Raw genomic sequence first — 25,677 nt, 5'->3', positions numbered from 1 at the left:
TCATGTTCCATTGCTGCCGGGCGGTATTGTCCGCGGCAAAGTGGTTAATTTCCGTACTTGCTCAGTCGCATTTTTGCCGCGCGGTTGATATACGTCACCCGCTTTGCGAGAGGGAAGTGCAGTTCATGGCGTTTCATACATTTAACGGTCGTTTTGTCGCGGGTCTGGCGCTCGCCGGCTTTATGCTTACCGCCGCCGGCTGCCAATCAGGCGGCAGCAGCATGCTGGGCTTCGGAAAGAAGGACACGACACCGCCACCACCGCCGGACCCCAAGGTTCTCGCCAGCCAATTGCTGGCCTATTGTCCGAAAGTGACGCTGCGCGACGGCACCGCCTTCTTCAACACCTATGCCAAGGGCAGTCAAAAGCCCAAGAAAAAAGCCGCCACCCTGGATGCAGAAGCTGCCGCGCTTGACGCGAGCAGCGGCCAGCAGGATGGTTCCGCCAAGATCGTCTATCAGGCCTCGATCACCGATGTGACCCGCGACTGCCTGCGCGCCAACGGCTCGCTGACGATGAAGATCGCCGTCGCCGGCAAGGTCGTTCCGGGACCGATGTTCAGCCCTGGCACCATCACCATGCCGATCCGTATCGCTGTGATGCATGGCAAGGAGGTCCTTTACTCGCAGCTTCACCAACATCAGGTCCAGGTTACCAATCCCTCGAGTGCCACCCAGTTCGTCTTCACCGATTCGAACGTTGTCGTTCCCGAGCCCACCGCGCGGGACTATCAGGTGTTCGCCGGCTATGACGAAGGCCCGCCGAAGAAGACCGACAAGAAGGTTGCCGCGGCCGAATAGCCGCGGCTTTGGAACTGCGCGTCCATTTGGACGCCTGCTTCACGCATCCGCCGACCACTCGGACAGGGCGGAGATCACGCTTTTCAGTTCCGCCCAGCGGCGGATGACCGTTTCGGCGCCGGCCTCGGTCAGCGCGTCGGCATGCCCGGGATAGCTGTGCGCCGCTCCGGTGAAGCCGATCACACGCATGCCGGCTGTCCTGGCGCCGGTCACGCCATGCACGGAATCCTCGATGACGAAGGTGTTCGCCGGATCGGCCTGGAGCTTTGCCGCGGCAAAGAGAAACACGTCGGGCGCCGGCTTGGATTTCCCGCTTGGTGTTTCCAGCGAGGAAAAAATCCGGCCGCTGAAAAACGGCAGCAGATGCACCTTCTCCAGCATGAATTCGATCCGCTCGGTGCGCGAATTCGAGCAGATGCAGCGCGGCGCCGTCACCGCGGCGACCGCCTCGTGCACCCCGTCGACGGCGCGCACGTCGCTGCGCAGCCGGCGGTCGACCAGGTCTTCGGCGCGATCGATCAGCGAGGCCTGGAACGGGACGCGGGATTTTTCCTCGACCCGCATCATGATGTCCTTGAAGGTCAGCCCGGCATAGGTCTCGGAAATCTCCTCGGCCGATATCTCGTAGCCGGCCGACGTCAACAGCTCGGCTTCGATGCGCGCGGCGATGATCTCGGAATCGACGAGCACGCCGTCGCAATCGAAGATGACAAGGTCTGGCTGGGGCATAGCGATCCGAAAAGCGGGAGGGAGGAGGCTGGGACGGTTCAGGCGGCGCGGCATACACCAACAGGCCGATCTTCGCAAATTACCCGGGGTCCGCACCCCAGGCCTTCACCGAATATTTACGCTGATCGGTAACCATAACAGGGAGTAAACAGTAACGCGTGCTTTGGGTGTAACAATGTCTGCCGTGCGTCTTCTCGACGAGCTTTCCCATGCTCCCCAGCAATCCGAATGGCTCGATACGATCCTGAAGGGCGATTGCGTCGCCGCGCTCGACCGGCTGCCCGAAAAATCCATCGACGTGATCTTTGCCGATCCGCCCTACAATCTGCAGCTCGACGGCGATCTGCACCGGCCCGACCAGTCCAAGGTCGATGCCGTCGACGACGACTGGGACCAGTTCGCAAGTTTTGAGGTCTACGACGCCTTCACCCGGGCCTGGCTGCTGGCGGCGCGCCGCGTGTTGAAGCCCAACGGCACCATCTGGGTCATTGGCTCCTACCACAACATTTTCAGGGTCGGCGCCAAGATGCAGGATCTGGGGTACTGGATCCTCAACGATGTCGTCTGGCGCAAGACCAATCCGATGCCGAATTTCCGCGGCCGCCGCTTCCAGAACGCCCATGAGACGATGATCTGGGCCTCGCGCGATCAGAAGGGGAAGGGTTACACCTTCAACTACGAAGCGCTGAAGGCGTCGAACGACGACATCCAGATGCGGTCCGACTGGCTGTTTCCGATCTGCACCGGCGCTGAGCGCCTCAAGAACGAAAATGGCGACAAGCTGCATCCGACGCAGAAGCCCGAAGCGCTGCTCGCCCGCATCATGATGGCCTCGACGAAGCCCGGCGATATCGTGCTCGATCCCTTTTTCGGCTCCGGCACCACCGGCGCGGTGGCCAAGCGCCTCGGCCGCCATTTCGTCGGCATCGAGCGCGAGCAGGCCTATATCGACGCCGCCAACGAGCGCATCGATGCAGTCCGGCCGCTGGACGGCGCTGCGCTTACCGTGCTTACCGGCAAGCGTGCCGAGCCGCGCGTTGCTTTCGTCAGCCTCATCGACACCGGGCTGATGCTGCCGGGCGCCACGCTCTACGACGCCAAGAAGCGCTGGGCGGCCAGGGTGCGCGCCGACGGCACTGTGGCGGTCGGCGGCAGCGCCGGATCGATCCACAAGATCGGCGCGGAAGTGCAGGGGCTGGATGCCTGCAACGGCTGGACCTTCTGGCACTATGAGCGCAGTGGCGGCCTGACCCCGATCGACGAGCTTCGCCGCATCGCCCGCCTCGGCATGGAGCGGGCAGGGGCCTGACGATAACCGCTACAGAGGTCTCGTTGCACATCGTCTCCGGGGGGAAGCAGGACCGCGCTTGGCCTGTCCTTTCGCCGGGTTGCTCCTTGATGCCGCACACACACCTGTGCTGAGAAGACCAGCGCTCGTCGGTTGGAATCTCACGATCATGCAAGTCGCAGACCGAGGTAACGAACCATCGGTCTGGCCGTATTGCGGAGATGACCGATTCACACGGGACTGTCGCGATCATCGCTGCTGATCGGGCGAACGGCCTTCCCGCATGACCTCAAGATCGCCATCCCAGCCGGCGCCGGCAAGGGCCGCGATAGCCGTATCCTGCCGGTGCTGGCGCACCAGAGCGCGCAGTGCCGCCTCAATCGTCGCTTTCTTGGTCTTGAGACCGGAGGCGGCCATGGCCTCAGCGATCAGTTTGTCGTCGAGTTCAATGTTGGTTCGCATGGCTGCGCTCGATGTGTATGAACTGGACTAAGATATATACATTCTGCTCCTGACCCACAAAGCCGTCACAAACGAAAGCCGCCCTCGGAGGGATCACGGTGAGTGATTCCCCAGGAAGAGTTATTGACCTTTGCCCATCGTTTCTCGAATGCTCGATTCTCTTATCCATCGGAGACCAGATCCATGAAAGCTCTTGCCTCGCCGTTTGTCGCCGCCCTCGTCATGGGTTCGTTGGCCTCTCCGGCGATTGCCCAGAACACCGGCGCAGAAAACCAGCTTGATGCGATTATCAAGAACGGCAAGCTGCGCGTCTGTACGACCGGCGACTACAAGCCCTTCACCTTTCATGACAAGCCCGCGAACAACTACCAGGGCATCGATATCGATCTCGCAAAATCTCTGGCAAGCTCACTAGGAGTCGAGGCGGAATTCGTGGCGACTACCTGGAAAAAATTGCTTGCCGATTTTACAACCGGCAAGTGTGACATCGCGATGGGCGGTATTTCGGTGACCCTGGAACGCCAGAAGCAGGTGTTCTTCAGCGAGCCCTATCTCGTCAACGGCAAGGCACCGATTGCGCGCTGCGAGGACGAGGCGAAATTCCAATCGATTGCCGACATCAACAAGCCGGATGTGACTGTGATTGTTAATCCCGGCGGGACCAATGAGAAATTCGTGCGTGAAAAACTCAGTGACGCTAAAATTGAGATCTACCCGGACAACGTCACGATCTTCCGCCAAATCCTTGACGGCAAAGCCGATATAATGATCGCCGAATCGGTCGAAACCGAGTTGCAGGAGAAACTTCACCCCGGCCTTTGCGCGATCAACCCCGAGAAGCCGCTCCAATATGGCGAAATGGGTTATATGCTTCCTGAGGGTGCCGTTGTCTTCAAGGCCTATGTCGACCAATGGTTGCATCTTGCCAAGGCGACGGGTGAGTTCGATCGCATCTACGCCTCACACGTCAAGTAGCGCGCGAGACGGATCCAATGGCAGCGCCGTGGACCGCGCTTCTCAGCGACTGCGGTCAGGCCCGTCACAGTGATCACACTCTGACCCCCAGGCGATCGAGGTCCGCCGCGAGCGTCTTTGCGTCGGTGAACAGCACCGACTGCCAGCCGGCCGCCTTGGCGCCGTCGACATTCTTCTGGCTGTCGTCGATAAACAGCGTGGCCGCGGGCTCGAGGCCGAACGCGGCGACGTGATGGTCGTAAATGCCGCGATCCGGCTTGATCATGCCGATCTCGCCCGAAATGGTCACACCGCGCGGGCGGTTGAGGAAGTCGAAACGCTGCCGGGCTTCGGCAAGCGTGTCGGACGCAAAATTGGTCAGCATGGTGACGTCGTGGCCGCTCTCGATCAGCTTGTCCATGAGTTGGACGCTGTCGTCGTAAGCGTGCGGCACCATCTCGTGCCAGAGGCGGCGGAAGTTGCGGATGTTTTCGGCGTGGTCCGGGTGTTCGGCGATCAGCAACGCCTCGGCCTCTTCCCAGGTGCGGCCGCGGTCCTGCTCGATGTTCCAGTCATGCGTGCAGACATTGTCGAAAAACCACTTTCTCTCCTCGGCATCCGGAATGATACGGCTGAACGGCAGGTTCGGATCGTAGTGGATCAGCACTCTGCCGATGTCGAAAACGATGTGGCGGATTTCGGTCATTCTTGTCCTCGTTCAACGCAGTTCAAATGGGGCGACGTGGGCGATTCAATGTGCGCGCTGCTTCTTCGTCGCGCCCGGTATCGCTGCTTCGATTACCTTTTTCATGACGGTGGGCAGTGCTTCGCCGGAAATTTCGTCGGCCAGCGACCAGAAATGACCCGCTGGGGCGGCGACATCGGCCATCGCTTTGAAGATTTCGAGTTCGAGCGCGAAATGGGTGAAGACATGGCCAATCTTCCCGGCTCGCCGCCAGTTGCCGGGGAAGGGCGCCGCCGCCGCTGTGGTGCCGCCGTCGATCTGCGCGGTCCAGCCGGTCGTCGGCACTTCGGTCATGCCGCCGAGCAGGCCCTTATCCCCACGTTTGCGCAACAGGATGGCGCCATCGCCACGTACGGCAACGAAGGCAGCCCCGCGCCGCAATGGTTTCTCGCCCTTCGGCAGGCGGACAGGGAAGCGTTCGGCATCGTTGGAAATAATGGCGCTGCAATCCTCGCGCAGCGGGCAGAGCCCGCAGCGCGGCCGCCGCGGCGTGCAGATCGTCGCGCCAAGATCCATCATTGCCTGGGCGAAATCGCCCGGTCTGGTCGCTGGAACCATGCGCTCGACATAGGTGCGTATGTCGCTCTTGGCCTCGCTCAGCGGCGTGACGATCGAAAACAGCCGGGAAACCACCCGCTCGACATTGCCGTCGACGACCGCGGCGGGCTGGTCGAAGGCGATCGCGGCGATCGCCGCCGCCGTGTAGGCGCCGATGCCGGGCAGCTCTCTCAAGCCAGCTTGCGTATCCGGAAACCTGCCGCCTTGCCGCGCGACGAGGTCGGCGCAGGCCTTGAGATTGCGCGCGCGGGAATAATAGCCGAGTCCGGCCCAGGCTTTCATGACGTCTTCAGTCGGTGAAGCGGCCAACGCCTCGATATCGGGCCATTTCTCGACAAAGGCCCGGAAATAGGATTTTACCGCCTCGACCGTGGTCTGCTGCAGCATGACTTCGGAAAGCCAGACCCGGTAGGGATCGGGCCGTATGCCGCGTGCCAACTCGCGCGGCGCAATGCGCCACGGCAAGTCGCGGTGATGCCCGTCGTACCAGGCGAGCAGGCGGGACGCGATCTCGCCGCTGTCTCCAGATGCGGCTTTGCCGCTGTCTCCGGATGCGGTCTTGCGGGTCTGGTCGTGCAGTGCCATTGATCGAGGACTGGCCTAACCGATGTATGGTGAAGGTCGTGACTGGAGAACGCACATGGCAGGGAAAAGGCCCTTCGGCAATCCCGTTCCGGTGAGTGATCTCGCAACCCAGATCCTCGATCCGGTGCTGCGCAAGCGAGCCGGCATGTCGATCGGGCTCGTCCAGTCATGGGAGGAGATTGCCGGGCCGCGGCTTGCCAGCCGTTCGCGCCCTGAAAAGATCCAGTGGCCGCGCCGCATGCATGAAGATGATCCGTTCGAGCCGGCGGTGCTGGTCATCGCCTGCGAAGGCATGGCGGCGCTCCATCTGCAGCACGAGACCGGCGAGATCATCAACCGGGTCAACGCCTTCCTCGGCTTCAACGCTATCGGTCGGATCAGAATCGTGCAAAAGCCGGTCACGGTTGACAAAGGCCGGCTTAAACCAAGCATCCGGCCGCTGAGCGCGGCCGAGAAGGTGAAGCTGTCAGGCACTGTCGGAATGATCGAGGATGATGGGCTGCGCGCCTCGCTGGAGCGGCTCGGCGCCACCATTCTCGGTCAAAAGAAAACATAATCTCGCGCTTTCGTGATCGCGTAGCCAAGTTTTGGCGATTGGAATGGGGACGGCGATGCCTTAATTCGCGCCAACTCTCGCCTTTTCTAGCCTTTGCATTGCAAAATCCAACCATTGTCAGGTGATTCGTATGCCCCGTCTTTTGTCCCGCAGAAACCTCCTGTCGTCACTGGCCGCCATTCCGGCGGTGGCTCTGCTCGCCGCCTGCAGCGACTCGGGCGAGAAAGCCGTGGCGGAGGATGTGAAGCCTGCAGCCCCCGCCGATGCGATGAAGCCGGCCGATCCGGCAAAGCCGGCCGCTCCGGCCGCGGCCAAGGCGCCTGAGGCCCAGGGCACGGTGGACATGGCTGCCTTGCTGAAGCCCGGCGCACTGCCCGACATGCAGCTCGGCAAGGACGACGCGAAGGTCGCCATCGTCGAATATGCCTCGATGACCTGCCCGCACTGCGCGCATTTCCATGAAACCACCCTCCCGGCGCTGAAGACGAAATACATCGATACCGGCAAGGCCCGCCTTATCCTGCGCGAGTTCCCCTTCGATCCCAGCGCCGAGGCCGGTTTCATGCTGGCGCGCTGCTCCAAGGACAATTATTTCCCAATGGTGGACGTTCTGTTCAAGCAGCAGGCGAACTGGGCAGGTGTCGCCAATACCAAGGACGCCCTGCTGCAAATCTCCAAGATGGCCGGTTTTACACAGGAGTCGTTCGAGGCCTGCTTGACGGACCAGAAACTTCTGGACGATGTGAGGTCGGTCCAGAAGCGCGGCGCCGATGAATTCAAGGTCGACTCGACGCCGACCTTCTTTATCAACGGGAAGACCTACAAGGGGGCGCTGTCGATTGAGGAAATCTCGGCCATTATCGACCCTCTGCTTTGACGTTTCGGCAGCGCCGAAGCGGCTGCGCTTCGGCGTGCGCAACTTTTTGTTGCGCCGCGAGTTCTTGTCGCCAAACCGCGGAACACTTTTGCAGAACCCGCTGTTGGGGCGGCGCGAATGAAATTCTCGCGCCTTCGCCTGCTCGGTTTCAAGTCGTTCGTCGAACCCGGTGAGTTCGTCATCGAACGCGGCCTCACCGGCATCGTCGGCCCCAACGGCTGCGGCAAGTCGAACCTTGTCGAGGCGCTGCGCTGGGTGATGGGCGAAAGCTCGTACAAGAACATGCGCGCGTCCGGCATGGACGACGTCATCTTTTCCGGTTCCGGAACGCGTCCGGCCCGCAACACCGCCGAAGTCACGCTTTTCCTCGACAACAGCGACCGTAGCGCGCCCTCGGCCTTCAACGACGCGGACGAGTTGCAGGTTTCGCGTCGCATCGAGCGCGAGGCGGGTTCGCTCTACCGCATCAACGGCAAGGAAGCCCGCGCCAAGGACGTGCAACTGCTTTTCGCCGACCAGTCGACCGGCGCTCGCTCGCCCTCGATGGTCGGGCAGGGCCGCATCGGCGAGCTGATCCAGGCAAAGCCGCAGGCGCGCCGCGCGCTGCTGGAAGAGGCGGCCGGCATTTCGGGTCTGCACACACGTCGCCACGAGGCGGAACTGCGTCTGAAAGCGGCCGAACAGAATCTGGAACGGCTGGACGATGTCGTCGGCGAGCTGGAAAGCCAGATCGAAAGCCTGAAGCGCCAGGCTCGCCAGGCCTCGCGCTTCAAGAACCTGTCGGCCGATATCCGCAAGGCTGAAGCGACGCTGCTGCATCTGCGCTGGACGCTGGCCAAGACGCAGGAAGGCGAGGCGCGCTCGGCGCTGGCGATCGCCACGGCACTGGTCGGCGACCGCGCCGCCGCCCAGATGGCTGCCGCCAGGGAGCAAGGGATCGGCGCCCATCGGTTGCCGGACCTGCGCGACGCGGAAGCCGCCGCCGCTGCCGCCTTCCAGCGCCTGTCGATCGCCAAGACGCAGATCGAGGAAGAAGCGGGCCGCATCCGCGCCCGCCAACTGGAGCTCGACCGCCGGCTCCAGCAGCTCGACGGCGACATCGTCCGCGAGGAGCGGATGGTCCGCGACAATGCGGATATTCTTGAGCGTCTCGCCGCCGAAGAAACTGCGCTCAACACCGAGAACGCCGGCGCCGCCGACCGCGAGGCCAGCACCCGCGCGGCGGTCGAACAGGCTGCGTCGACGCTTGCCGCCAGTGAAGCCAAACTCGCCGGGCTGACCGCCGAACGGGCGGAGGCCGCCGCTTCCCGCAACCAGATCGAACGAACGCTGCGCGACACCGCGGAGCGCCGCGACCGTTTCGCCCGCCAGCTCGCCGATGTCGACCGGGAATTGTCCGATATCGCCTCCAGGGTCGCCGGCCTGGCCGATCCCGCCGAGAAGCAACTTCTGGTTGAACAGGCGCTGGCGCTGCTCGAGGAAACCGAAGCCGCGGCGATTGCCGCCGAACAGGCTGTCGCCGAGGCGCGCGCGGCGGAGAGCGCCGCCCGCCCGCCGGTTCAGGATGCAAAGGCCGAACTGGCGCGAATCGAAACCGAGGCCCGCACGCTGGCCAAGATCCTGAATGCCGCGAGCGGCGACCTCTTCCCGTCCGTGCTGGAGCAGATCAGCGTCGAGCGCGGCTACGAGACGGCGCTGGGCGCGGCCCTTGGCGAAGATCTCGACGTGCCGCTCGACCGCAGCGCGCCGGTGCATTGGGGCCAAAGCGAGGTCCAGCCCGGCGACGCCGCTCTGCCCGAAGGCATCAAGAGCCTTGCCAGCGTCGTCCGCGCGCCGGCGCAACTCGCCCGTCGATTGGCGCAGATCGGCATCGTCGACGCCGGCGACGGAAAGCGGTTGCAGGCGCAGCTTGCTCCCGGGCAGCGGCTGGTCAGCCGCGAAGGGGCGCTCTGGCGTTGGGACGGATTCACCGCCAGCGCCGACGCGCCGACCGCCGCCGCGCAGCGGCTGGCGCAGAAAAACCGGCTGTCCGAGCTCGACGCCGAGGCGGTCCACGCGAACCGCATCCTGCGCCAGGCCGAAGAGGCCCTTGCCGATGCCGAGCAGGCGCTTGCCCAGGCGAGCGAGGCCGAGCGCAACGCCCGTCAGGCCGGGCGTGATGCCCAGCATGGGCTGGACGCCGCCCGCAACGCGCTGGCCGAGGCCGAGAAGGCCGGCGGCGAGCTGTCGAGCCGGCGCGCCGCACTTGACGAGGCGCGCGCGCGCGTCGTCGACAGCCATGAAGAGGCGGCCGCGGCTTTCGTCGAGGCCGAGATGCTGCTGCAAAGCGCTCCCGATCTCGGTGATCTGCAGTTGCAGCTCGAACAGTCGGCCGCCAACGTCGCTCGCGACCGCGCCACCCTTGCCGATGCCCGCGCCGTCCATGAAGGCTTGAGGCGGGAAGCCGAAGCGCGCACGCGCCGCCTCGACGCCATCGGCGCGGAACGCCGCAACTGGCTGGAGCGCGCCGAAAACGCCTCGACGCAGATCGCCGCACTCGGCGAACGCAAGGCCGAGGCCGAGGCCGAACGCGAAAGGCTGGCCGACGCCCCCGACGAGATCGACGCCAAGCGGCGCGCCTTGCTGTCGCAGCTTGCCGAAGCCGAAAGCCTGCGCCAGGCCGCCGGCGACCGGTTGCAGGAGGCGGAAAACAAGCAGTCCGAACTGGACAAGGCCGCGACGTCAGCGATCCAGTCGCTGGCCGAGGCGCGCGAAACCCGCGTCCGCGCCGAAGAGCGGCTGACCGCTGCCGATGAAAGACGGCTCGAGGTCGAGGCGCGCATCCAGGAAACGCTGAACACGCCGCCGCATCTGGTCATCCGCCACACCGGCCTGGAGGCCGACAGCCCGATGCCGGAGATGACTGAGATCGAGCGTCAGCTCGACCGGCTGAAGATCGAGCGCGAGCGGCTCGGCGCCGTCAATCTGCGCGCCGAGGAAGAGCAGAAGGAACTGTCCGACCGGCTGGAGACCATCGTTTCCGAACGTGAGGACATCATCGAGGCCATCCGCAAGCTGCGGCAGGCGATCCAGAGCCTGAACCGCGAAGGCCGCGAACGGCTTCTGGCTGCCTTCGACGTGGTCAACGGCCATTTCCAGCGGCTGTTTTCGCATCTGTTCGGCGGCGGCACGGCGGAACTGCAACTGATCGAGTCCGACGATCCGCTCGAGGCCGGTCTCGAAATCCTGGCGCGGCCACCCGGCAAGAAGCCGCAGACGATGACGCTGCTTTCCGGCGGCGAGCAGGCGTTGACGGCGATGTCGCTGATCTTTGCCGTGTTCCTGACCAATCCCGCGCCGATCTGCGTGCTCGATGAGGTCGACGCACCGCTCGACGATCACAATGTCGAGCGTTTCTGCAATCTGATGGACGAAATGGCGGCCACCACCGAGACGCGCTTCGTCATCATCACGCACAACCCGATCACCATGGCCCGCATGAACCGGCTGTTCGGGGTGACCATGGCCGAGCAGGGCGTCAGCCAGCTCGTGTCGGTCGACCTGCAAGCGGCCGAGGCCCTGCGCGAGGCGAGCTGACGCGTCGACCGCACAGCTTGTCGGTAGCGCCTGTTGGGGCTTTCGGCTAAAACACGAATTGGACTGGGTCGGTTCCGTTCATTCTGATGAGCGTTTTGATGTTGCCATGATCCTCTCCGAAATCGATCTCGATTTCGCGATCATGTGCCAGCATATGCGTGGAGAACTTTGTTGCCTGTACTTGTCACGGGAGCCGCAGGATTCATCGGCAGCCATGTTTGCCATCATCTCCTGAGCAGGGGGGAAGCGGTCGTCGGCGTCGACAATATGAACGACTATTACGACCTGGCGCTCAAAAAGGGGCGCCTCGCCCGCTTGCAGCCTCACAAGGATTTTTCATTTCACCAGATCGACATCGCCGAACAGGACGCTCTTGCCGACGCTTTGGCCGGGCAAGGCATAGTCAGGATCGTCCATCTCGCCGCTCAGGCGGGTGTGCGCTATTCACTCGACAATCCGAGGCTCTATGTCCGTTCCAATGTTGTCGGCCATCTCGAAGTGCTCGAATTCTGTCGCGCGCAGCCCGCATTCGAGCATCTGGTCTATGCCTCGTCGAGCTCGGTCTATGGCGGCAACCGCAAGGTGCCGTTCAGCGAGACCGATCAGGTCGACAAGCCCGTCTCGCTTTACGCCGCCACCAAGAAGTCCGATGAATTGATGAGCCACACCTACGCCCATCTCTTCGGGGTGCCGCAGACCGGCTTGCGATTTTTCACCGTCTACGGTCCCTGGGGCCGGCCCGACATGGCCTATTGGATATTCACCAAGGCAATGCTCGAAGGCAAGCCGATCCGGGTGTTCAACAATGGCGAGATGTGGCGCGATTTCACTTATGTCGAGGATGTGGTGAGAGCTGTCGTTGCCGTGCTCGACAAGCCGCCATCGGCTGAAGTTCCGCCGAACAGGCTCTACAATGTCGGCAACAACCGGCCGGTGCGGCTCGGCGATTTCATCGACACTCTGGAAAAACTGCTCGGCGTAAAAGCGATCCGCCACAGCGAGCCGATGCAAAGCAGCGATGTCGAGCGGACCTATGCCGACATGACTGCGCTGGAGCGCGATTTCGGCTTCAAGCCGAGCGTTTCGACAGAAGACGGGCTGAAAAAATTCGTCGACTGGTACCGGTCGGAATGGGCTGGATCAACGACAAGGTGACTGCGGCCTGCGGGTCGTCGTTCCGGCACCTTCTTCATCTACGGCCCGGCCCGCACGGCCGCGCTTACCCAATGCGAACTTTCGGGCCGATCACCGGAATGGCGTGGCGAGCCTCTCGACCAGAGCACACCGAACGATGGGGCATCGGTGTTGATCAAGCCTAGTTGCGATGTCCGCAGTCTGCTTAAAATTAAGCAATTAATACAGTGGTATCAACAGTATCGGCCTAATTTTCGGGGAACTGTTGCACGCGGTCACCTCACCGGCTATGGTGACTTGCAACAGTTGTGAGAAATTCACTGGATATCTGTTGAGGTGCTTGATTTTTATTGAATTAAATAACGATCAGCGTCGGGAGAAAGTCAATTCCGACCAACGCTTCGCTGCGCTTAAGGAAGCCCAAAGAAAGGCGAAGAGCTTTCGCGGGTCCCTAGTCTGGCACACCGTGAACGGCGTCGACCACCTGATGCGAAGCTACTACGACTCCACCGGTGCACGACGCCAGAAGGTGGAAGGTCGGCGCTCGCAAGAGACCGAAGCTCAGAAAGCGGATTGGGAAGTAGCTCGCGCGTCCGCCCAGGAGACGCTCTCCGCGCGAAAGGCGCAGATCGAGCGCCAATCCGCTGTCAATCGAGCGCTCAGACTCGGGCGTGTTCCGTTCCTCGCCGCAAAAATTATCAGGGCAATCGAGGACGCCGGTCTTCTGGGCGAAGGCATTCGTATTGCTGGAACGAATGCGATCTATGCCTATGAGGCGGCGGCCGGCGTGTTCGTGGATCCAGGGATCACGTCGACGGAAGACATTGACCTCCTCATGGATGCGCGCCAATCCCTCAGGATCGTGGCTGGGAGCAACGTCGAGGATGGAGCGCTCATCAACCTTTTGCGCAAGGTGGATCGGTCCTTCGAGCGTTCATCCGCGACATTCCGCGCGGTGAACCGCGACGGGTATCTCGTCGATCTGATCAAGCCGCTTTCGAACCCGGCATGGAAACAGAGTCGGCAAGCTATTGGGAAGGCCGACGACGAATTGGTGGCCGCGGAGATCGCCGGCTTGGCATGGCTGGAAAATGCTCCTGCTTTCGAAGCAATCGCGATCGATGAAAAAGGTGGACCGTTACGCCTCATCGTTCCCGATCCCCGGATTTTTGCCGCTCACAAACTCTGGGTCTCGAAGCGAGCTGATCGCGAGCCAGTCAAGCGCCGTCGCGACTTGGCCCAGGCGCAAGCTGTTGCCCGGCTCACGACGCAATATCTCGAGCATCTCCCCTACGAGGCAAGCGAGCTTCGGGTCCTTCCACGGATGGTTTTCGATGACGCCCGCCATTTGTTCTCGTAACCGGCGTCGACGCCATCCGGTCGCCCAGTCGTCGGATTGCAGCCTACCTATTCCATTTGGCCATCATCGGCATCGTGAGCCTCGCCTTCGGCTTCGTCCACCTGTGGCTGCCATCGCCTGCCAGATCCGCCAGGACGGTCGCTCGATGCGGGCAGGTATCAAGCCGTTTTTTTGCCGATCACGACGGTCTCTCAATTGCCTGAAATGTAAGGCATTTTGAAACCATAGCTCGGCACAGTTGCCGATATTGATTGCCGATCTCCCTTGCCGGTAGCGGCCAGCGGCCAGGAAAATGTCCTCAAACGTCGGCCGGGCAGGGCTCCGAACAATTACAGATGGACGGCGTTATTGCCGAGCGGTGCCGGAGTTCGCGCCATCGCAGACAATTCGCCTGCCCGCGGCGATCCGCCCGGGCGTCATCGTCGACGGCCTCGATTATTCCACCAGCTCGTCAAAGCTACTCGATCATCGCCGCAGCCCGGCCATAAAAGTCTTTACACGGGCAGGGTCGACCTGGTTCCACCAGACGCCGTCATGCTTCAGCGCACTGGCGATGATGATCCCATCGACGATGCCAAGGATATCGTTCGCATTATCGGGCGTCACGCCGCTGCCGACCAGCGTCGGCAGGCCGGCGGCCTCTTTGATCATGCTGATATAGCTCAGATCCGCAGTGTGCCCGGTGCGTTGACCGGTCGCAATGATGGCGTCGGCGTCGAAGAAGACCAGATCCTTGACCAGTTCCTCCACCGGGCGGTCGGCAACGATCGCGTGCGCGCCGTGCTTGACATGAGCATCGGCGAAGACGCGGATGCCGTTGGCGCGCAGCCTGGCGCGGTAGCGTGCTGCGCGACCGGACTCGCCCTCGACAAAACCCTCATTGGCGACATAGGCATTCGCCCATTGATTGACGCGGATAAAGCCCGCGCCGGAGGCGCTGGCGATCGCAAGGGCAGGGATCGCGGCGTTAGCGAGCACATTGATGCCGATCGGCTTGCCGATCTCGCGGCGGATACGGTCGGAAATAACCGCCATATAGGCCGCTGTCTCCGGTCCGATATCGTCAGGTTTGGCAAACGGGATGTCGCCATGATTCTCGACGATCACGCCGTCGCATCCGCCATCGAGATAAGATCTCGCATCGTCCAGACCGCGCTGATAGATCGCCTCGACCGCCTCGCCGTCGTAGCGCGGCGCGCCGGGAAGCGGCGACAGGTGAACGACGCCGATCACCACCTTGGTGCGGCCGAAAAGGTCTACGAGCGCGTCGCCGCCTGATTGACCGAGTTGGGTCATGAGAGCTCCGTTTGATCGATGAGCGCCGCCATTTCAGACGCGGAAGGACAGGATATCAATGTGCCCGGGCGAGTCACCGCAATTGCGGCAGCCGCGAGCGCGAACTTCAGCGCTGGGGCAACCGACATTCCCTTGGCAAACCCGCCGGCCAGACAGCCGCAAAACACATCGCCGGCGCCGCTGGTGTCGAGCGCCTCGACACGTGGCGCCGGCAAACGAAACGATGCTCCCTGGTCCGGGCCACGTACGAGACAGCCTTCCGCTCCAAGGGTGATCACGACCGTCCCGGCGCCTTTGGCCGCCAGCGCGTCGGCGGCGGCTGACATGTCATCCTGGCCGGTCAGCGCTTGCGCCTCGGATTGATTCACCACCAACACCTGCGCCAGGCCGAAGTCAGGCAGAGCCGCCGCATCGATAGGGCTGGCATTCAGGACGGTGCGCGCGCCATTTTCCTGTGCTGCCCGCAGGCAGGCATCTATCGCGGCGCCTCGCAGGTTTCCTTGGCAGACGACGATGTCGCCAGACGCGATTCGGCCCGCAAGTGCGGTTTGTGCGATCGGATCGAACGCCTCGCTGCAGGCGACGCCGCTGACGATGAAGTTCTCGCCGCCGGCGCCAATGACGATGGTCGAGCGGTCGCTTGGCAGGTCGAATTCAATCGCCTCGAGGTCAGACAACTCCCTGTCGAGGCGGCTCCTGATCCATGCGCCTGCGCGGTCCTTGCCGAGCGCCGTCCAAAACGTTACCGCAGCACCCGTGCGCGCGGCGGCAACCGCCTGGTTTGCTCCCTTGCCGCCGAGGCCGTCGGCGTAGCTGCTGGCGTTCAAAGTCTCGCCGGCGGCAGGGAAGCGGCCGACGCGAAAAATCGTGTCGACGCAGGCATTGCCGACGACATGGACATGCATCGCTCAGCTCTCACCGATCGCCCAGCTCAGCATCTGCTCGAACAGGGTTTTGTAGCCGTTCCAGGCGGTGAACTCCGGTGGCAGCCAATGCGGCCCGACATCGGACGTCCAGGCCACAGTGCGGCCCTTGCCATAGTGACCGGTGACGAGCAGCGGCAGCGAGCCATAATCCGACGACACGGTTGCCAGGACTTCCGCCCCGTCTTTCGGCGTCACCTCGTTGAAGCCGAGCAGGACTGGCCAATCCGACCCGAGACCCCTGAGGATCGGATGGTCCGAGGAGCCTTTCAGGACAGGCGAAAACCCTTCCGGCACCTCGACGCGGTCGTCGAAAGCGAGGCAGCTCACCGGCAGCACCTCCTCGACCGGCGTCTTGCGATAGCGCGCGCCGCCATTGATGCCCTGGAAGCTATAGTAGCCGCCGAACATCAAAAGCCCGCCGCCGTCGCGCACATAATCGCGCAGCAGCCGCAGGCGGTTCGGCGTCGGCTTGGAGTGAACCCAGGTGTCGGGATGCAGAAGCAGCGTGTTGGCGCCGATGTCGGAGAGCACCACCGCGTCATAGGCCGAAAGCGCCTCCATTGTTTGCGGAAAGTTGCGCTGTGCCTCATGCGCCGGCATGAAGGTCACGTCGAAGTCGGTCGCTTTCAGGGCCGTCAGCAATTCGTCCGCCCCGGTGTGGTAGGTGACCGTCGGAAACTGGTCGAAGCCTTTGATATGGGTGGCGGTCGACACCCAGGATTCACCGGCAAGCAGGATCTTTTTCTTGGACATTTGAACTCCGTCGTAAGTCTCAGCCGTAAGTCTGGGCTTGATTCTGCCGCGAGAACACGGCTTTCGGATTGGCGATCAGCATGCGGTCGATGGCTGGCTGCTCGACGCCATGCCGTTTCAGGCGCGGTATGAAATGCTTGAGGATGTAGCCGTAGCCGAAACCGCCGAAGCGGGTCAGCATGATCTTGAGGAACACATCCTGGGACAAGAGCAGGCGATCGCCGAAGCCGGCCTCGACAAGTGTGGCGATTGCTCGCGCGTTCTCTTCGTCGGAGGGCGATTGCGCGTCCTGATCGGCATAATAATAGTCCATGCCGATCATGTCGTATTCCAGGAACGCGCCGCGCCGGGCGAGGCTTGTCTGGTAGTCGAGATCATTGTGGCTGGGGTTCATGTGACAGAGCACAGTGTGGCGAAGATCGGCGCCCTCGGCCTCCACGACATCGAGCACCTCGTGCGCCAGCCGCTCCCAGCCGGGCAGGTGGATCGACAGCGGCACGCCGGTGATGCGCGAGGCCCGCGCCGAAGCTCGCAGTGACTTTCGTTCCTCCGAAGTAAAATCCTTGCTGACGCCGATCTCGCCGATCAGGCCGGCCAGGATCGGCGGCTGCGTCTCGCCGCCGCCGACGTCGTTGACGATGAACTCGGTCACCGCGTCGACATCCATCGCCTTCAGCCATTCGGGATGGGTGTGCTCCAGATAGAAGCCGGTGCCCATGACGATCTTCAGGCCGGACATGCGGCTGATGCGGGCGAGCTTTTCCGGCTCGCGGCCGATGCCGATATTGGTCGCGTCGACGACGGTGTGGCCGCCCAGCGCGCGATAGCGTTGCAGCTCAGACAGCGCCAGGTCACTGTCATCGAGCGAAACATTGTCGCGATTGACGTAAGGGTTCATGCGCAATTCGCCGATGATCTGAATGTTCACCGGCTGCTCGGCGAGCGCCATGTCGTCGGGATGACAGGGACATTTCCAGCTGCGCGCGCCGTCGAGCAAGATGTGCTCGTGCATCAGCGTGACGCCCATTTCTTCGACCGGAACGGGGCCGAGAACGGTCATCACATGGCCGGTATCGACTCCGATCGCCAGCCGCTGCCTGGGAGCCGCGTCATCGAAAAGATCACTCATGGGCTCAACGGCTCCGCACGGCGCCGCGGAACAGGCGGAAGTTCAGCCAGATGGCGATCAGGATGATCGTTCCGGTGACGATCGGCGTCAGGAAAGGCGACAGATGCGCCAGGATCAGGCCATTGCCGATGACGGCCACGGTAAGCGCGCCGAGAACGGTGCCGACGATCGTTCCGCGGCCGCCGAACAGGCTGGTGCCGCCAAGCACGACGGCAGCGATCACTTCGAGCTCAAATCCTTGTCCGGCATTCGACGATCCGGATCCGAGCCGGGCAGCAATGATGATCCCCGCAAGAGCTGCCGCGGCGGCGGAAATCACGTAAACGAAAAGCGTCGTCAGCCGCGTGTTCACGCCGGCGCGCCTGACCGCTTCGGCGTTGGCGCCGATGCCAGTCACGTAGCGGCCGAACGGCGTCTCGTTGAAGGCGATATAGGCGATCGCCAGGATCGCCAGCGCGATCAGCGCCGGCGCCGGCACGCCAAGCAGCCAGGCGCGGCCCAGCACCGTGAAAGGGCTGCCCGGCTCGATGGGGATGGAGTAGCCGCCGGTGATCAGCAGCGCCACGCCACGGATCACCGAAAGCCCGGCAAGCGTGACGATGAAGGCCGGGATGCCCTCATAAGCGACGAAATAGCCCTGCACCGCGCCAAGCAAGGCGCCCAGCGCAAGCATGGCGAGGATGACCAGCGGCCATGGCAGGCCCAACTGCAGCAATGTCGCCGACAGCGTTGCCACCAGCGCCAGCACGGAGCCGACCGAAAGGTCGATGCCGCCGGTGGTGATGACGAAGGTCATCGCCGCGGCGACGATCAGCAGTGGTGCCGACTGCCGCAGGATGTTCAGCAGGTTGGGCGACGTCAGAAAGGCGTCCGTCGCCACCGAAAAGATGACGCTAACGATAAGAAAGAACAGCGCGATCGACACGACGCTGCCGTTGGCGAGCACCGCATCTCGCCATGTGCCTGCGCGGACTCTTCGAGACTGCGCGGAGCGAGTCGAAGTCGCTTCGCTCATGCTGGCGCTCCATCGCGATAGGCGTTGGTGGCCGAACGAGCGTTGAACTTGCGGCCCACGATCAGGTTGACGACATCCTCGATGTTGGTTTCGCCGATCAGCCGCTCGGCGACGTTGCGTCCTTCATACATGACCTGAATGCGGTCGCATACGAGGAACAGATCCTGAAGCCGATGGGTGATCAGGATGACACTGACGCCGCGGGCGCTGACGGCGCGGATCAGGTCCAGCACAGCCTCGACCTCGGCGACGGCGAGCGCCGCCGTCGGCTCATCCATGATCAGCACGGACGGCTCGAACGAGGCGGCGCGGCCGATCGCGATCGACTGTCGCTGTCCGCCGGACAGGTTTTCGACCTTGAGCCGCGTGTCTGATATAACGATGCCGAGACGGTCGAGCATCTGGCGCGTTTGCTCGTGCATGCGCTTCTTGTCGAGAAAGGAAATGCCGGCGATGCGGCGGCGCGGCTCGCGGCCGAGAAAGAGATTGCCGGCGACGTCGACCGTGTCGCAGAGCGACAGATCCTGATAGACCATCTCGACGCGCGCCGCACGCGCGTCCGCCGGCGAAGTGAAGGTCACCGGCGTTCCATCGATCTCGATCGTGCCGGCATCGGGAACCACGGCTCCCGACAGCACCTTGCTCAACGTCGACTTCCCGGCGCCATTGTCGCCGACAAGCCCCAGGACCTCGCCCGGCCTCAGCACCAGCGACACGTCATCGAGCGTCTGAATGGCATTGTAGCGCTTTGAGATGCCGCTCATCCGCACCCGATAGGTCTCGCCACTGCTCATCTTGGATCCCACGGGATTGCAAAGCGTCCGCGGCGTAGCCCTTCGCGGCGCCGCGGACGGGTCATCGATGCAGTCTACTGGAACATCGCGCGGTATTGTTCGACATTGTCCTTGGTCACGATCGTCACCGGAATATTGATGATCGGCTCGACCGTTTCGCCCTTCTTGAGCTTGACCAATGCTTCGACAGCGGCCTTGCCTTCGCCGGCCGGGTCCTGCTGGACGACCGCCACCACCCAACCATCGTCGATGCCCTGAACGACCTGCTTGGTCAGGTCCCAGCCGAACACCTTGACGTCGCCGGTGCGGCCTTGGCTGGTTACGGCCGAAACAGCGCCGAGCAACGCCGGCTCGCCGGTCGCATAGAGCGTCGTCATGTCAGGATTGGCGGTCATCAAATTTTCTGAAGCGCTCATTGCCGTCTCCTGGACATTCTGGCCGTCGACCGTGTCGAGGAAGGTGATCGCCAGGCCGCTGTCGGTAACCGCCTTCTTGAAGCCGTCGAGCCGCTGGTTCTGGATGAACGAATTGAGCGCGCCGACAATGCCGATCTTGGCAGTGCCGCCCATCTCCGACTTGACATAATCGGCATAGAATTTGCCGATATCCTCGCCGGCCTTGGCGTTGTCGACACCGATGAACGCAACGTTGTCGCCGTCCGGGATCTGCGCGTCGATGGCGATCACCGGGATGCCGGCCGCCTTTGCGGCGGTGATTGCAGGCTTGACGCCGTTGACGTCGATGGCGACCAGAATGATGCCGTCGACCTTTTGTGTGATGTAGTTCTCGATCGCGTCATTTTGAGCGCTCGGCACGTTGTTGGCATTGAAGATGACCAGCTTGGCGCCGGCGGCGTCGGCCGCCTTCTGCGCGCCCTCGTTGATCTGGTTGAAGAACAAGGCCTGCTGGTTGATGTTGACGAGAGCGAACGTATCGGCGAACGCCGATCCCATCGCCGTCGAGCAGATGGCCAGGACGGCGGCGCAGCGGAAGAGAAGTTTGAACGGTCGCATTTACGGTTCCCCTTGCTTGCGGGCCAAACCTGTCAGGCTGGCCATTGGTGCTACAGGCACAAGGCAAACATTCAAGAGACTTGAATACTTGTCAACGAATTTGATCTCACAGCAGCCGTCAGAAGGTCGCTGGTGTGTTGACCCAAAAAATGCTGGCTCTCTCCTTGCCGATGTTGCGGTAATGGTGCGGCAGCTCCGACCTGAATACGAACGCATCGCCGGTGGCGAGATCATGGCTCTTGCCATCGACGATCAGCTTGATCCGGCCGGCGAGCACGTAGCCGACTTCCTCGCCGACATGCTGGATGGGACCTTCGCTCTCGCCGTCTGCCTCGATATGATGGATGTTGCACTGCAGCAGGTGTCCGGGCGAATATGGAATGATGCGTTCAAGCGAGATGCCCTCGCCGCGCCTCAGCGCGTCGAGCGAGATCAATGGCCGCGCGCCTGCGCGGAACACGATCGCCTCGTCGTCGTCGACCTGTTCGAACATCCAGCCGATATTGGTCTCCAGAGCTTCGACCAGGCGGTGAAGCATGGGCAGGGATGGCGAAGCCTTGCCGTTCTCGATCTTGGACAGAAGGCTTTCAGAGCAGTGCGCAGCTGTCGCCAGCGTCTTCAGCGTCATGCCCCGCGTCTGGCGGGCGAGGCGCAACCGCGTTCCAAGCCGCGCGGCATTTACGGTGGCGTCCGCGTCGGACTCCGGCCGTCGCCGATCGATTTTGTTCATCCGTTCGCCAACCATTCAACAGTCATGTGACAACTGTCGCGCGAGCAAAAGACAGCCGCGACCGATTTGCAAGTGGTGATCTGTCAATTTCGACCTGGCCGTCCCTCGATCGAACCCAGCGCCGACTGGAACAAAAAACGGTCCTGCATTGTTCTCCAACCGTCTTTTCCTCGACGGTAAGGATGCCCGAGGCCGTCGAGGCGGACATATTGGATCCGTCCTCGATCGAAGGCGGTGTACAGGCGTTGGCCCATCTACATCAAGCGGCAGGCTGTCACGTCGGGGAGGCGGATCGCAGTGTCACCGACTCTCGACCCAGGCCCCGCCCTGCCATTGCCACTCGTGGTACCCGTCCGCTTCCGGCGTAAGGTTCTGGATGCGGGCGCCTGGAAAGCCCTTGAATGTCGGGCGGCTAGTCCCTTCCGAAGCAGAGAGGGGTCTGGTGGTCGAATTTTCGGAGCGCACGTTGATCAGCGATCCGACAAAGCGCCTTGTGTCAAGCGTGGTGCCCACCCTTTGGCCGGCGATCGTCAGGCCGTCGACGATCATAGCGCCGGCGCCGTAGCAGCGGAACGCGCTGTAGCCCTCCGTTCCGCCATCCGACAGCACCAGCCGCATGCCCTTGATCGTCATCTGACCCCCGAATTGGTAAGCTTGGAACGGCGTCCCGCGTGCAGTGCAGGTCACGTTGCTGAAACTCCAGTTCGCAGCCGGCGTGGGCGATGCCGAAACTTCCACTGCGGTAATGTAGCGGGTGGCGAACTCGCAGTCGGAAATTCTGACTTCGTTGACGTAGTGGATCTCGTCATTCGGTGAATACAGTGCCCGTGCCGTCTCACCCGCATTGACCCGCGCTCCGGTGATTGTTGCACCACCGACATTGGCGGCCGATCCCTGCAGCCAGATGCCTGCCCTGGACGCGCCGTTGCATTCGACGCCCTCGACGCTGACATTGGCCGCGGTGCCGCGAATGCCGAGATAGAGATCGGTGACGTTGTTGCTGAAAGTGCCGCCGGAAACCATGGCATCCCGGACGCTGTTGATGGAAATTCCAGCCTTCGGCAAAGTCCGGTCCGAGTTGCTGGTCTGTCCGCGCACCGTTGCGTTCGTGATAGCCAGGCCTGACCCGTTGACTGCATAGATCCCGTTGTCGCGCGGTGAAATCAGAACGGGATCCGTGATGCGGATGTTGCGGTTGTTCGCGCCATAGACCATCAGCGCGTAGCAGCCTGTGTCGTCTTTGCCCCCCACAAGACCGGCATTATGGACTACGGCTCCGCGGATCTCGCTGTCGCGGACATTGCTTTCAAAGTTGATGCCCTGCTTGATGTGTGTGGCTTCAGCATAAAAGCCGGTCACAATCACGTCGCGGACTATCGCCCGGGCGGCGTCATCGGGTTCCCACGCTGCGCTGTTGATGCCAATGACGGCAGCGTGTGCGCCGAGATCCTCCGGGTCCAGCGAATTGCCAGGCCGGGAAATGCCGCGCAGGCCGTTGATACGTATGTGCTGGATCTCGAGGTTCGAGCGGCTCTCGTTATAGACCAATATCCACCACGGCGCCTTGAAGTTCTGGAGTTCGACGGTGTCCAGCTTGAAAGAATCGATGCCGGCGGTTGCGGTCGGGCTGAGGGCGAACTTCATGAATGCACCGCCGTTGTAGCCGGTCGATACGCTATTCCCGATGACCTTCAGATCGGCAACGGCGACCCTGGAGACGTCGGTGGCGGTGAAGACATAGTAGATCTGGTCCGACCCGGTGATGTTGATGACCGATCCGTTGCCGTCGATGGTGCAGTTGGCCGGAACCGTTATCCCGGGATGGCCCAAGGCCTTCAGGTCCGTCGACGACCAGTTGTAGACCCCGCGCCGGAACATCAGTGTCCCACCTCCCATGGCCGCGATCCGGGCCATGGCATTGACAAAAGCGGCTACGTCCGTTCCATCGTCGCCGAAGACGACAAGGCCGCCTGGCGCCTGCGGGTATCCGGGTTGGGGGCGCTCGAGTTGACCGACGGGCGAGGTGGCGGCAGATCCGGCCGCCAAGGCCGCCACGGCTCCAAGCGCTCCTGTCAGCAGGTGGCGGCGGGTGGGGGAGAATTTGTCATCCGGTGGCATGCGGGGCTCGCGCTTTCTGCAATCGCACCGCATTCGGCTCCTGCGGTCACCGGTCGGATATGCACCGGTCGAGATGACGGCCGAACCGAGCGTTCGTTGCCAGCCTGACGGCAAATAGGTGCTCACGGCAAACGAAACACCGACATCAAGAAACACAGATTGCGGCGAGGTGAAGGCCTTTTGGAGAGCCTGGCCATCGATACAGAAAGCTCAGTGCTGCGAGGCCAGCGCCGCGCTGAAGATGGCGCGGAAGCGGAACAATTCCGCTTTTGCGATGTGGCTCGCGTCAGCGAACATGGATCGCCCGTCCAGGACATAGTTGCATCGGCTTGCATCGCACAGCGCGGTGTCGGGCCGCGCGAAGCCGATGTCGCCCCGGCTCTCGAAGTGCCGGATGATTGCCCCGTATTGCCGTTGGAATTCCCCGGCCGGCAGAGAGGCCGGTTTTTCCAGCGGCCGGTCGAAGGCGAGCTCGCGGCTCATTTCGGAAGGAAGATCCCAGCCTGGATAGGCGATCGGGCCGATCAGGACGACTTTCTTGCCAAACCCACGCAGGCGGTCGATCAGGTCGTCGAGCCCGCCGACGAGTGCCCGGTCATTGCTGTTGTCGACAGTCTTGCCGTCCGCATCGACCAGCACGTCCGAGGCATGTTCCCACGTCAAGCCTAGGATGACGGTCTCGGTGTTTGCCAGTTTGCCGAGCTCGGCCAGGTTCCCGGCGGCGACAGCGATGCACTCGCGCGAGATATTGACGGACACCGTCGGCAGGCAGCCATTGGCCGGAACCAGCAGGCCGGGCAGGCCCGCCTCGACGAAGATGGAGTCCCAGACGGGCGCATACATCTGAGCATGCGAATTTCCGAGCAGGACAATTTTCGCATCGGCGGGATTGCGCGACGGCAGGTTGAGCACGCAGGCGCGCGACTGGCCCAAGCGCAGGAAATTCGAGACCGGGCAGCGATAATTGGTGCCGACGGCAGCATTGATGGCGGCAGCCTCGCCGCTCATGCGGCCGGGCAGCCCGTTCGACCAGATCAGCACCGACGCCGCCACCGCGAGCGCCGCGGCCCCGCCGGCGGCGGCGAGGAACACGGTTCGGGCCGCGATGGCCTTGCTGCGGAAGGGACGCTCAACATATCGCCAGGAGAGGATGGCGCAGATCGTCATGCCGGCGACGGCAACCGCCATCTCGCCGAGATTGAGATCACGGACCAGGTAGTATTGCGAGAAGACGATGAACGGCCAGTGCCAGAGATAGAGCGAGTATGAGATCAAACCGACAAAGGTGAGCGGACCGAACGCCAGCAATCGGCTGATGGGCGATTGCTTGCCTTGGCCGGCGGCAATCACCAATGCCGTGCCGATCACCACCGGCAGGGCGACGGGAATGGAACCGTATTTCTGCAGGGGGCTGACAACGCCGATGACAATTGCGGCCGCTCCGATGGATCCGAGCAGGCCGGCAACGGCTCCTAGCGGCATCAGGCGGAGCGGCAGAAGTGCGGCCATGGCGCCGGCCCCAAGCTCCCAGGCCCGGGTCGGCAGCAGGAAAAACGCCGGCGATGCGCCGCCGACTTTGAGGGCCAGGATATTGGCCGCCAGGGACAGAAGCGTGAGCATGGCGATTGCGGGAAAGGTGGCGCGCGGCCAGAACCGGGCTAATGCTGCAATCAACAGGGGAAAGATGATATAAAACTGTTCCTCGACGCCCAATGACCAGACGTGCAGCAGCGGCTTCGCCTCGGCGGCCCTCGAAAAATAATCCGTATCGCGCCAGAAATAGATGTTGGCCACGAAGCCGAGCGTGGCGAGCATGCTCTTGCCGTAGCCGATCAGGTCGGCAGGCAGCAATAGGGCAATGGCGGCCAAGGTGGTGAAGAACAGCAGCAGCACGAGGGCCGGCATGATCCTGCGGACGCGACGTTCATAAAAGCGAATAATCGAGAACTGCCCTTTGAGCGCCTCGCGCCACAAGATCAGCGTGATCAGATACCCCGAGAGCACGAAAAAGATATCGACGCCCAGATATCCTCCCGGCAGCCATGACCTCGACAGGTGAAATGCAATCACCGATATGACGGCGACAGCGCGCAGCCCGTCGACGTCCGCCCGATAGCCAATGAGGTGCGAATCCGCGCTTCCGACTCTGGTGTGCATGTTGAAGGTTCAGGGTCCCCGGGGCTGGTCCTCGTCTATAAAAGAACCAGAGCCGGGGCGCTACTCCAAGCTGCTGCGATAATTATCATCTGCGGACGGGACCGCTAGGAGGGAGAGAAACT

22 protein-coding genes are annotated in these 25,677 nt (G+C 62.6%); 8 read left to right on the top strand and 14 right to left on the bottom strand.

The window, feature by feature from the left end:
* Positions 1-125 precede the first annotated feature (125 nt).
* Complete coding sequence (locus AC0L17_RS02740; protein WP_287217480.1) at positions 126-800, top strand: hypothetical protein; 675 nt, start codon at positions 126-128, stop codon at positions 798-800.
* 39 nt (positions 801-839) lie between these two features.
* Here AC0L17_RS02740 and AC0L17_RS02735 read toward each other — a convergent pair whose 3' ends face one another.
* Positions 840-1,529 carry an HAD family hydrolase gene (locus AC0L17_RS02735; RefSeq protein WP_027152381.1) on the bottom strand — a complete coding sequence of 230 codons (690 nt, stop codon included), beginning with the start codon at positions 1,527-1,529 and terminating at the stop codon, positions 840-842.
* A 175-nt stretch (positions 1,530-1,704) separates the two neighbouring features.
* On the opposite strand from AC0L17_RS02735, the gene AC0L17_RS02730 reads away from it, so the two are divergent.
* Entirely contained in the window at positions 1,705-2,838 is a 1,134-nt protein-coding gene (locus AC0L17_RS02730; protein ID WP_023799298.1) for a site-specific DNA-methyltransferase, read from the top strand.
* A 228-nt stretch (positions 2,839-3,066) separates the two neighbouring features.
* Here the strand turns inward: AC0L17_RS02730 and AC0L17_RS02725 are convergent, their stop codons facing one another.
* On the bottom strand, positions 3,067-3,279 hold the full coding sequence (locus AC0L17_RS02725; RefSeq protein WP_473514675.1) for a type II toxin-antitoxin system VapB family antitoxin: 213 nt from the start codon (positions 3,277-3,279) through the stop codon (positions 3,067-3,069).
* 183 nt (positions 3,280-3,462) lie between these two features.
* Between AC0L17_RS02725 and AC0L17_RS02720 the strand changes: the two genes are divergently transcribed.
* Positions 3,463-4,254 carry a transporter substrate-binding domain-containing protein gene (locus AC0L17_RS02720; RefSeq protein ID WP_473514674.1) on the top strand — a complete coding sequence of 264 codons (792 nt, stop codon included), beginning with the start codon at positions 3,463-3,465 and terminating at the stop codon, positions 4,252-4,254.
* A 73-nt stretch (positions 4,255-4,327) separates the two neighbouring features.
* Here the strand turns inward: AC0L17_RS02720 and AC0L17_RS02715 are convergent, their stop codons facing one another.
* Positions 4,328-4,939: an HAD family hydrolase gene (locus AC0L17_RS02715; protein ID WP_473514673.1), complete on the bottom strand. Its 612-nt coding sequence runs from the start codon at positions 4,937-4,939 to the stop codon at positions 4,328-4,330.
* A gap of 45 nt (positions 4,940-4,984) precedes the next feature.
* Positions 4,985-6,121 (bottom strand): A/G-specific adenine glycosylase, encoded by a 1,137-nt coding sequence (gene mutY, locus AC0L17_RS02710; protein WP_473514672.1) that lies wholly within the window; start codon positions 6,119-6,121, stop codon positions 4,985-4,987.
* A 55-nt stretch (positions 6,122-6,176) separates the two neighbouring features.
* On the opposite strand from mutY, the gene AC0L17_RS02705 reads away from it, so the two are divergent.
* The 5 genes from AC0L17_RS02705 to AC0L17_RS02685 all read left to right on the top strand — a co-directional run bounded on the left by AC0L17_RS02705 (position 6,177) and on the right by AC0L17_RS02685 (position 13,624).
* Positions 6,177-6,677 (top strand): DUF721 domain-containing protein, encoded by a 501-nt coding sequence (locus AC0L17_RS02705; protein WP_473514671.1) that lies wholly within the window; start codon positions 6,177-6,179, stop codon positions 6,675-6,677.
* 130 nt (positions 6,678-6,807) lie between these two features.
* Positions 6,808-7,554, top strand: a complete 747-nt coding sequence (locus tag AC0L17_RS02700; RefSeq protein ID WP_091595939.1) for a DsbA family protein — start codon at positions 6,808-6,810, stop codon at positions 7,552-7,554.
* A gap of 117 nt (positions 7,555-7,671) precedes the next feature.
* Positions 7,672-11,130 carry a chromosome segregation protein SMC gene (smc, locus tag AC0L17_RS02695; RefSeq protein WP_473514670.1) on the top strand — a complete coding sequence of 1,153 codons (3,459 nt, stop codon included), beginning with the start codon at positions 7,672-7,674 and terminating at the stop codon, positions 11,128-11,130.
* Positions 11,131-11,301: 171 nt separating this feature from the next.
* On the top strand, positions 11,302-12,285 hold the full coding sequence (locus AC0L17_RS02690) for an NAD-dependent epimerase/dehydratase family protein (protein WP_473514669.1): 984 nt from the start codon (positions 11,302-11,304) through the stop codon (positions 12,283-12,285).
* A gap of 319 nt (positions 12,286-12,604) precedes the next feature.
* Positions 12,605-13,624, top strand: coding sequence for a GSU2403 family nucleotidyltransferase fold protein (locus AC0L17_RS02685; protein WP_473514668.1), 1,020 nt, complete (start codon positions 12,605-12,607; stop codon positions 13,622-13,624).
* A 465-nt stretch (positions 13,625-14,089) separates the two neighbouring features.
* Here the strand turns inward: AC0L17_RS02685 and AC0L17_RS02680 are convergent, their stop codons facing one another.
* The 10 genes from AC0L17_RS02680 to AC0L17_RS02635 form a co-directional block, all read right to left on the bottom strand.
* Entirely contained in the window at positions 14,090-14,920 is an 831-nt protein-coding gene (locus tag AC0L17_RS02680; RefSeq protein WP_473514667.1) for a BtpA/SgcQ family protein, read from the bottom strand.
* A complete protein-coding gene (locus AC0L17_RS02675) occupies positions 14,917-15,825 on the bottom strand; it encodes a PfkB family carbohydrate kinase (RefSeq protein ID WP_473514666.1) in 909 nt (302 codons plus the stop codon). The genes AC0L17_RS02680 and AC0L17_RS02675 overlap by 4 nt, the downstream gene beginning before the upstream one ends.
* 3 nt (positions 15,826-15,828) lie before the next feature.
* Positions 15,829-16,599 carry a glutamine amidotransferase gene (locus tag AC0L17_RS02670; protein ID WP_473514665.1) on the bottom strand — a complete coding sequence of 257 codons (771 nt, stop codon included), beginning with the start codon at positions 16,597-16,599 and terminating at the stop codon, positions 15,829-15,831.
* Positions 16,600-16,618: 19 nt separating this feature from the next.
* Positions 16,619-17,728 carry a phosphotriesterase family protein gene (locus AC0L17_RS02665; RefSeq protein ID WP_473514664.1) on the bottom strand — a complete coding sequence of 370 codons (1,110 nt, stop codon included), beginning with the start codon at positions 17,726-17,728 and terminating at the stop codon, positions 16,619-16,621.
* Between the two features lie 4 nt (positions 17,729-17,732).
* Positions 17,733-18,743: an ABC transporter permease gene (locus AC0L17_RS02660; protein ID WP_287258779.1), complete on the bottom strand. Its 1,011-nt coding sequence runs from the start codon at positions 18,741-18,743 to the stop codon at positions 17,733-17,735.
* Positions 18,740-19,537 (bottom strand): ATP-binding cassette domain-containing protein, encoded by a 798-nt coding sequence (locus AC0L17_RS02655; RefSeq protein WP_287061440.1) that lies wholly within the window; start codon positions 19,535-19,537, stop codon positions 18,740-18,742. Before AC0L17_RS02655 ends, AC0L17_RS02660 begins: the two co-directional genes overlap by 4 nt.
* A 74-nt stretch (positions 19,538-19,611) precedes the next feature.
* The gene (locus tag AC0L17_RS02650) at positions 19,612-20,550 is read right to left on the bottom strand and encodes an ABC transporter substrate-binding protein (RefSeq protein WP_473514663.1); all 939 of its coding nucleotides are present in this window, start codon (positions 20,548-20,550) and stop codon (positions 19,612-19,614) included.
* A 118-nt stretch (positions 20,551-20,668) separates the two neighbouring features.
* A complete protein-coding gene (locus AC0L17_RS02645) occupies positions 20,669-21,280 on the bottom strand; it encodes a cupin domain-containing protein (RefSeq protein WP_128167641.1) in 612 nt (203 codons plus the stop codon).
* A gap of 300 nt (positions 21,281-21,580) precedes the next feature.
* Positions 21,581-23,398: a right-handed parallel beta-helix repeat-containing protein gene (locus tag AC0L17_RS02640; protein ID WP_473514662.1), complete on the bottom strand. Its 1,818-nt coding sequence runs from the start codon at positions 23,396-23,398 to the stop codon at positions 21,581-21,583.
* A gap of 210 nt (positions 23,399-23,608) precedes the next feature.
* The gene (locus AC0L17_RS02635; RefSeq protein ID WP_473514661.1) at positions 23,609-25,555 is read right to left on the bottom strand and encodes an acyltransferase family protein; all 1,947 of its coding nucleotides are present in this window, start codon (positions 25,553-25,555) and stop codon (positions 23,609-23,611) included.
* Positions 25,556-25,677: the final 122 nt, after the last annotated feature.

The organism is Mesorhizobium sp. WSM4829 (assembly GCF_055811475.1).
The sequence above is the reverse complement of the archived record's forward strand: the minus strand, read 5'-3'. Positions and strand labels throughout refer to the sequence as shown.

Coding starts and splice junctions, on each gene's coding strand:
- AC0L17_RS02740 (WP_287217480.1), top strand. CDS start 126: ATGGCGTTTCATACATTTAACGGTCGTTTTGTCGCGGGTCTGGCGCTC.
- AC0L17_RS02735 (WP_027152381.1), bottom strand. CDS start 1,529: ATGCCCCAGCCAGACCTTGTCATCTTCGATTGCGACGGCGTGCTCGTC.
- AC0L17_RS02730 (WP_023799298.1), top strand. CDS start 1,705: ATGTCTGCCGTGCGTCTTCTCGACGAGCTTTCCCATGCTCCCCAGCAA.
- AC0L17_RS02725 (WP_473514675.1), bottom strand. CDS start 3,279: ATGCGAACCAACATTGAACTCGACGACAAACTGATCGCTGAGGCCATG.
- AC0L17_RS02720 (WP_473514674.1), top strand. CDS start 3,463: ATGAAAGCTCTTGCCTCGCCGTTTGTCGCCGCCCTCGTCATGGGTTCG.
- AC0L17_RS02715 (WP_473514673.1), bottom strand. CDS start 4,939: ATGACCGAAATCCGCCACATCGTTTTCGACATCGGCAGAGTGCTGATC.
- mutY (WP_473514672.1), bottom strand. CDS start 6,121: ATGGCACTGCACGACCAGACCCGCAAGACCGCATCCGGAGACAGCGGC.
- AC0L17_RS02705 (WP_473514671.1), top strand. CDS start 6,177: ATGGCAGGGAAAAGGCCCTTCGGCAATCCCGTTCCGGTGAGTGATCTC.
- AC0L17_RS02700 (WP_091595939.1), top strand. CDS start 6,808: ATGCCCCGTCTTTTGTCCCGCAGAAACCTCCTGTCGTCACTGGCCGCC.
- smc (WP_473514670.1), top strand. CDS start 7,672: ATGAAATTCTCGCGCCTTCGCCTGCTCGGTTTCAAGTCGTTCGTCGAA.
- AC0L17_RS02680 (WP_473514667.1), bottom strand. CDS start 14,920: ATGACCCAACTCGGTCAATCAGGCGGCGACGCGCTCGTAGACCTTTTC.
- AC0L17_RS02675 (WP_473514666.1), bottom strand. CDS start 15,825: ATGCATGTCCATGTCGTCGGCAATGCCTGCGTCGACACGATTTTTCGC.
- AC0L17_RS02670 (WP_473514665.1), bottom strand. CDS start 16,599: ATGTCCAAGAAAAAGATCCTGCTTGCCGGTGAATCCTGGGTGTCGACC.
- AC0L17_RS02665 (WP_473514664.1), bottom strand. CDS start 17,728: ATGAGTGATCTTTTCGATGACGCGGCTCCCAGGCAGCGGCTGGCGATC.
- AC0L17_RS02660 (WP_287258779.1), bottom strand. CDS start 18,743: ATGAGCGAAGCGACTTCGACTCGCTCCGCGCAGTCTCGAAGAGTCCGC.
- AC0L17_RS02655 (WP_287061440.1), bottom strand. CDS start 19,537: ATGAGCAGTGGCGAGACCTATCGGGTGCGGATGAGCGGCATCTCAAAG.
- AC0L17_RS02650 (WP_473514663.1), bottom strand. CDS start 20,550: ATGCGACCGTTCAAACTTCTCTTCCGCTGCGCCGCCGTCCTGGCCATC.
- AC0L17_RS02645 (WP_128167641.1), bottom strand. CDS start 21,280: ATGAACAAAATCGATCGGCGACGGCCGGAGTCCGACGCGGACGCCACC.
- AC0L17_RS02640 (WP_473514662.1), bottom strand. CDS start 23,398: ATGCCACCGGATGACAAATTCTCCCCCACCCGCCGCCACCTGCTGACA.
- AC0L17_RS02635 (WP_473514661.1), bottom strand. CDS start 25,555: ATGCACACCAGAGTCGGAAGCGCGGATTCGCACCTCATTGGCTATCGG.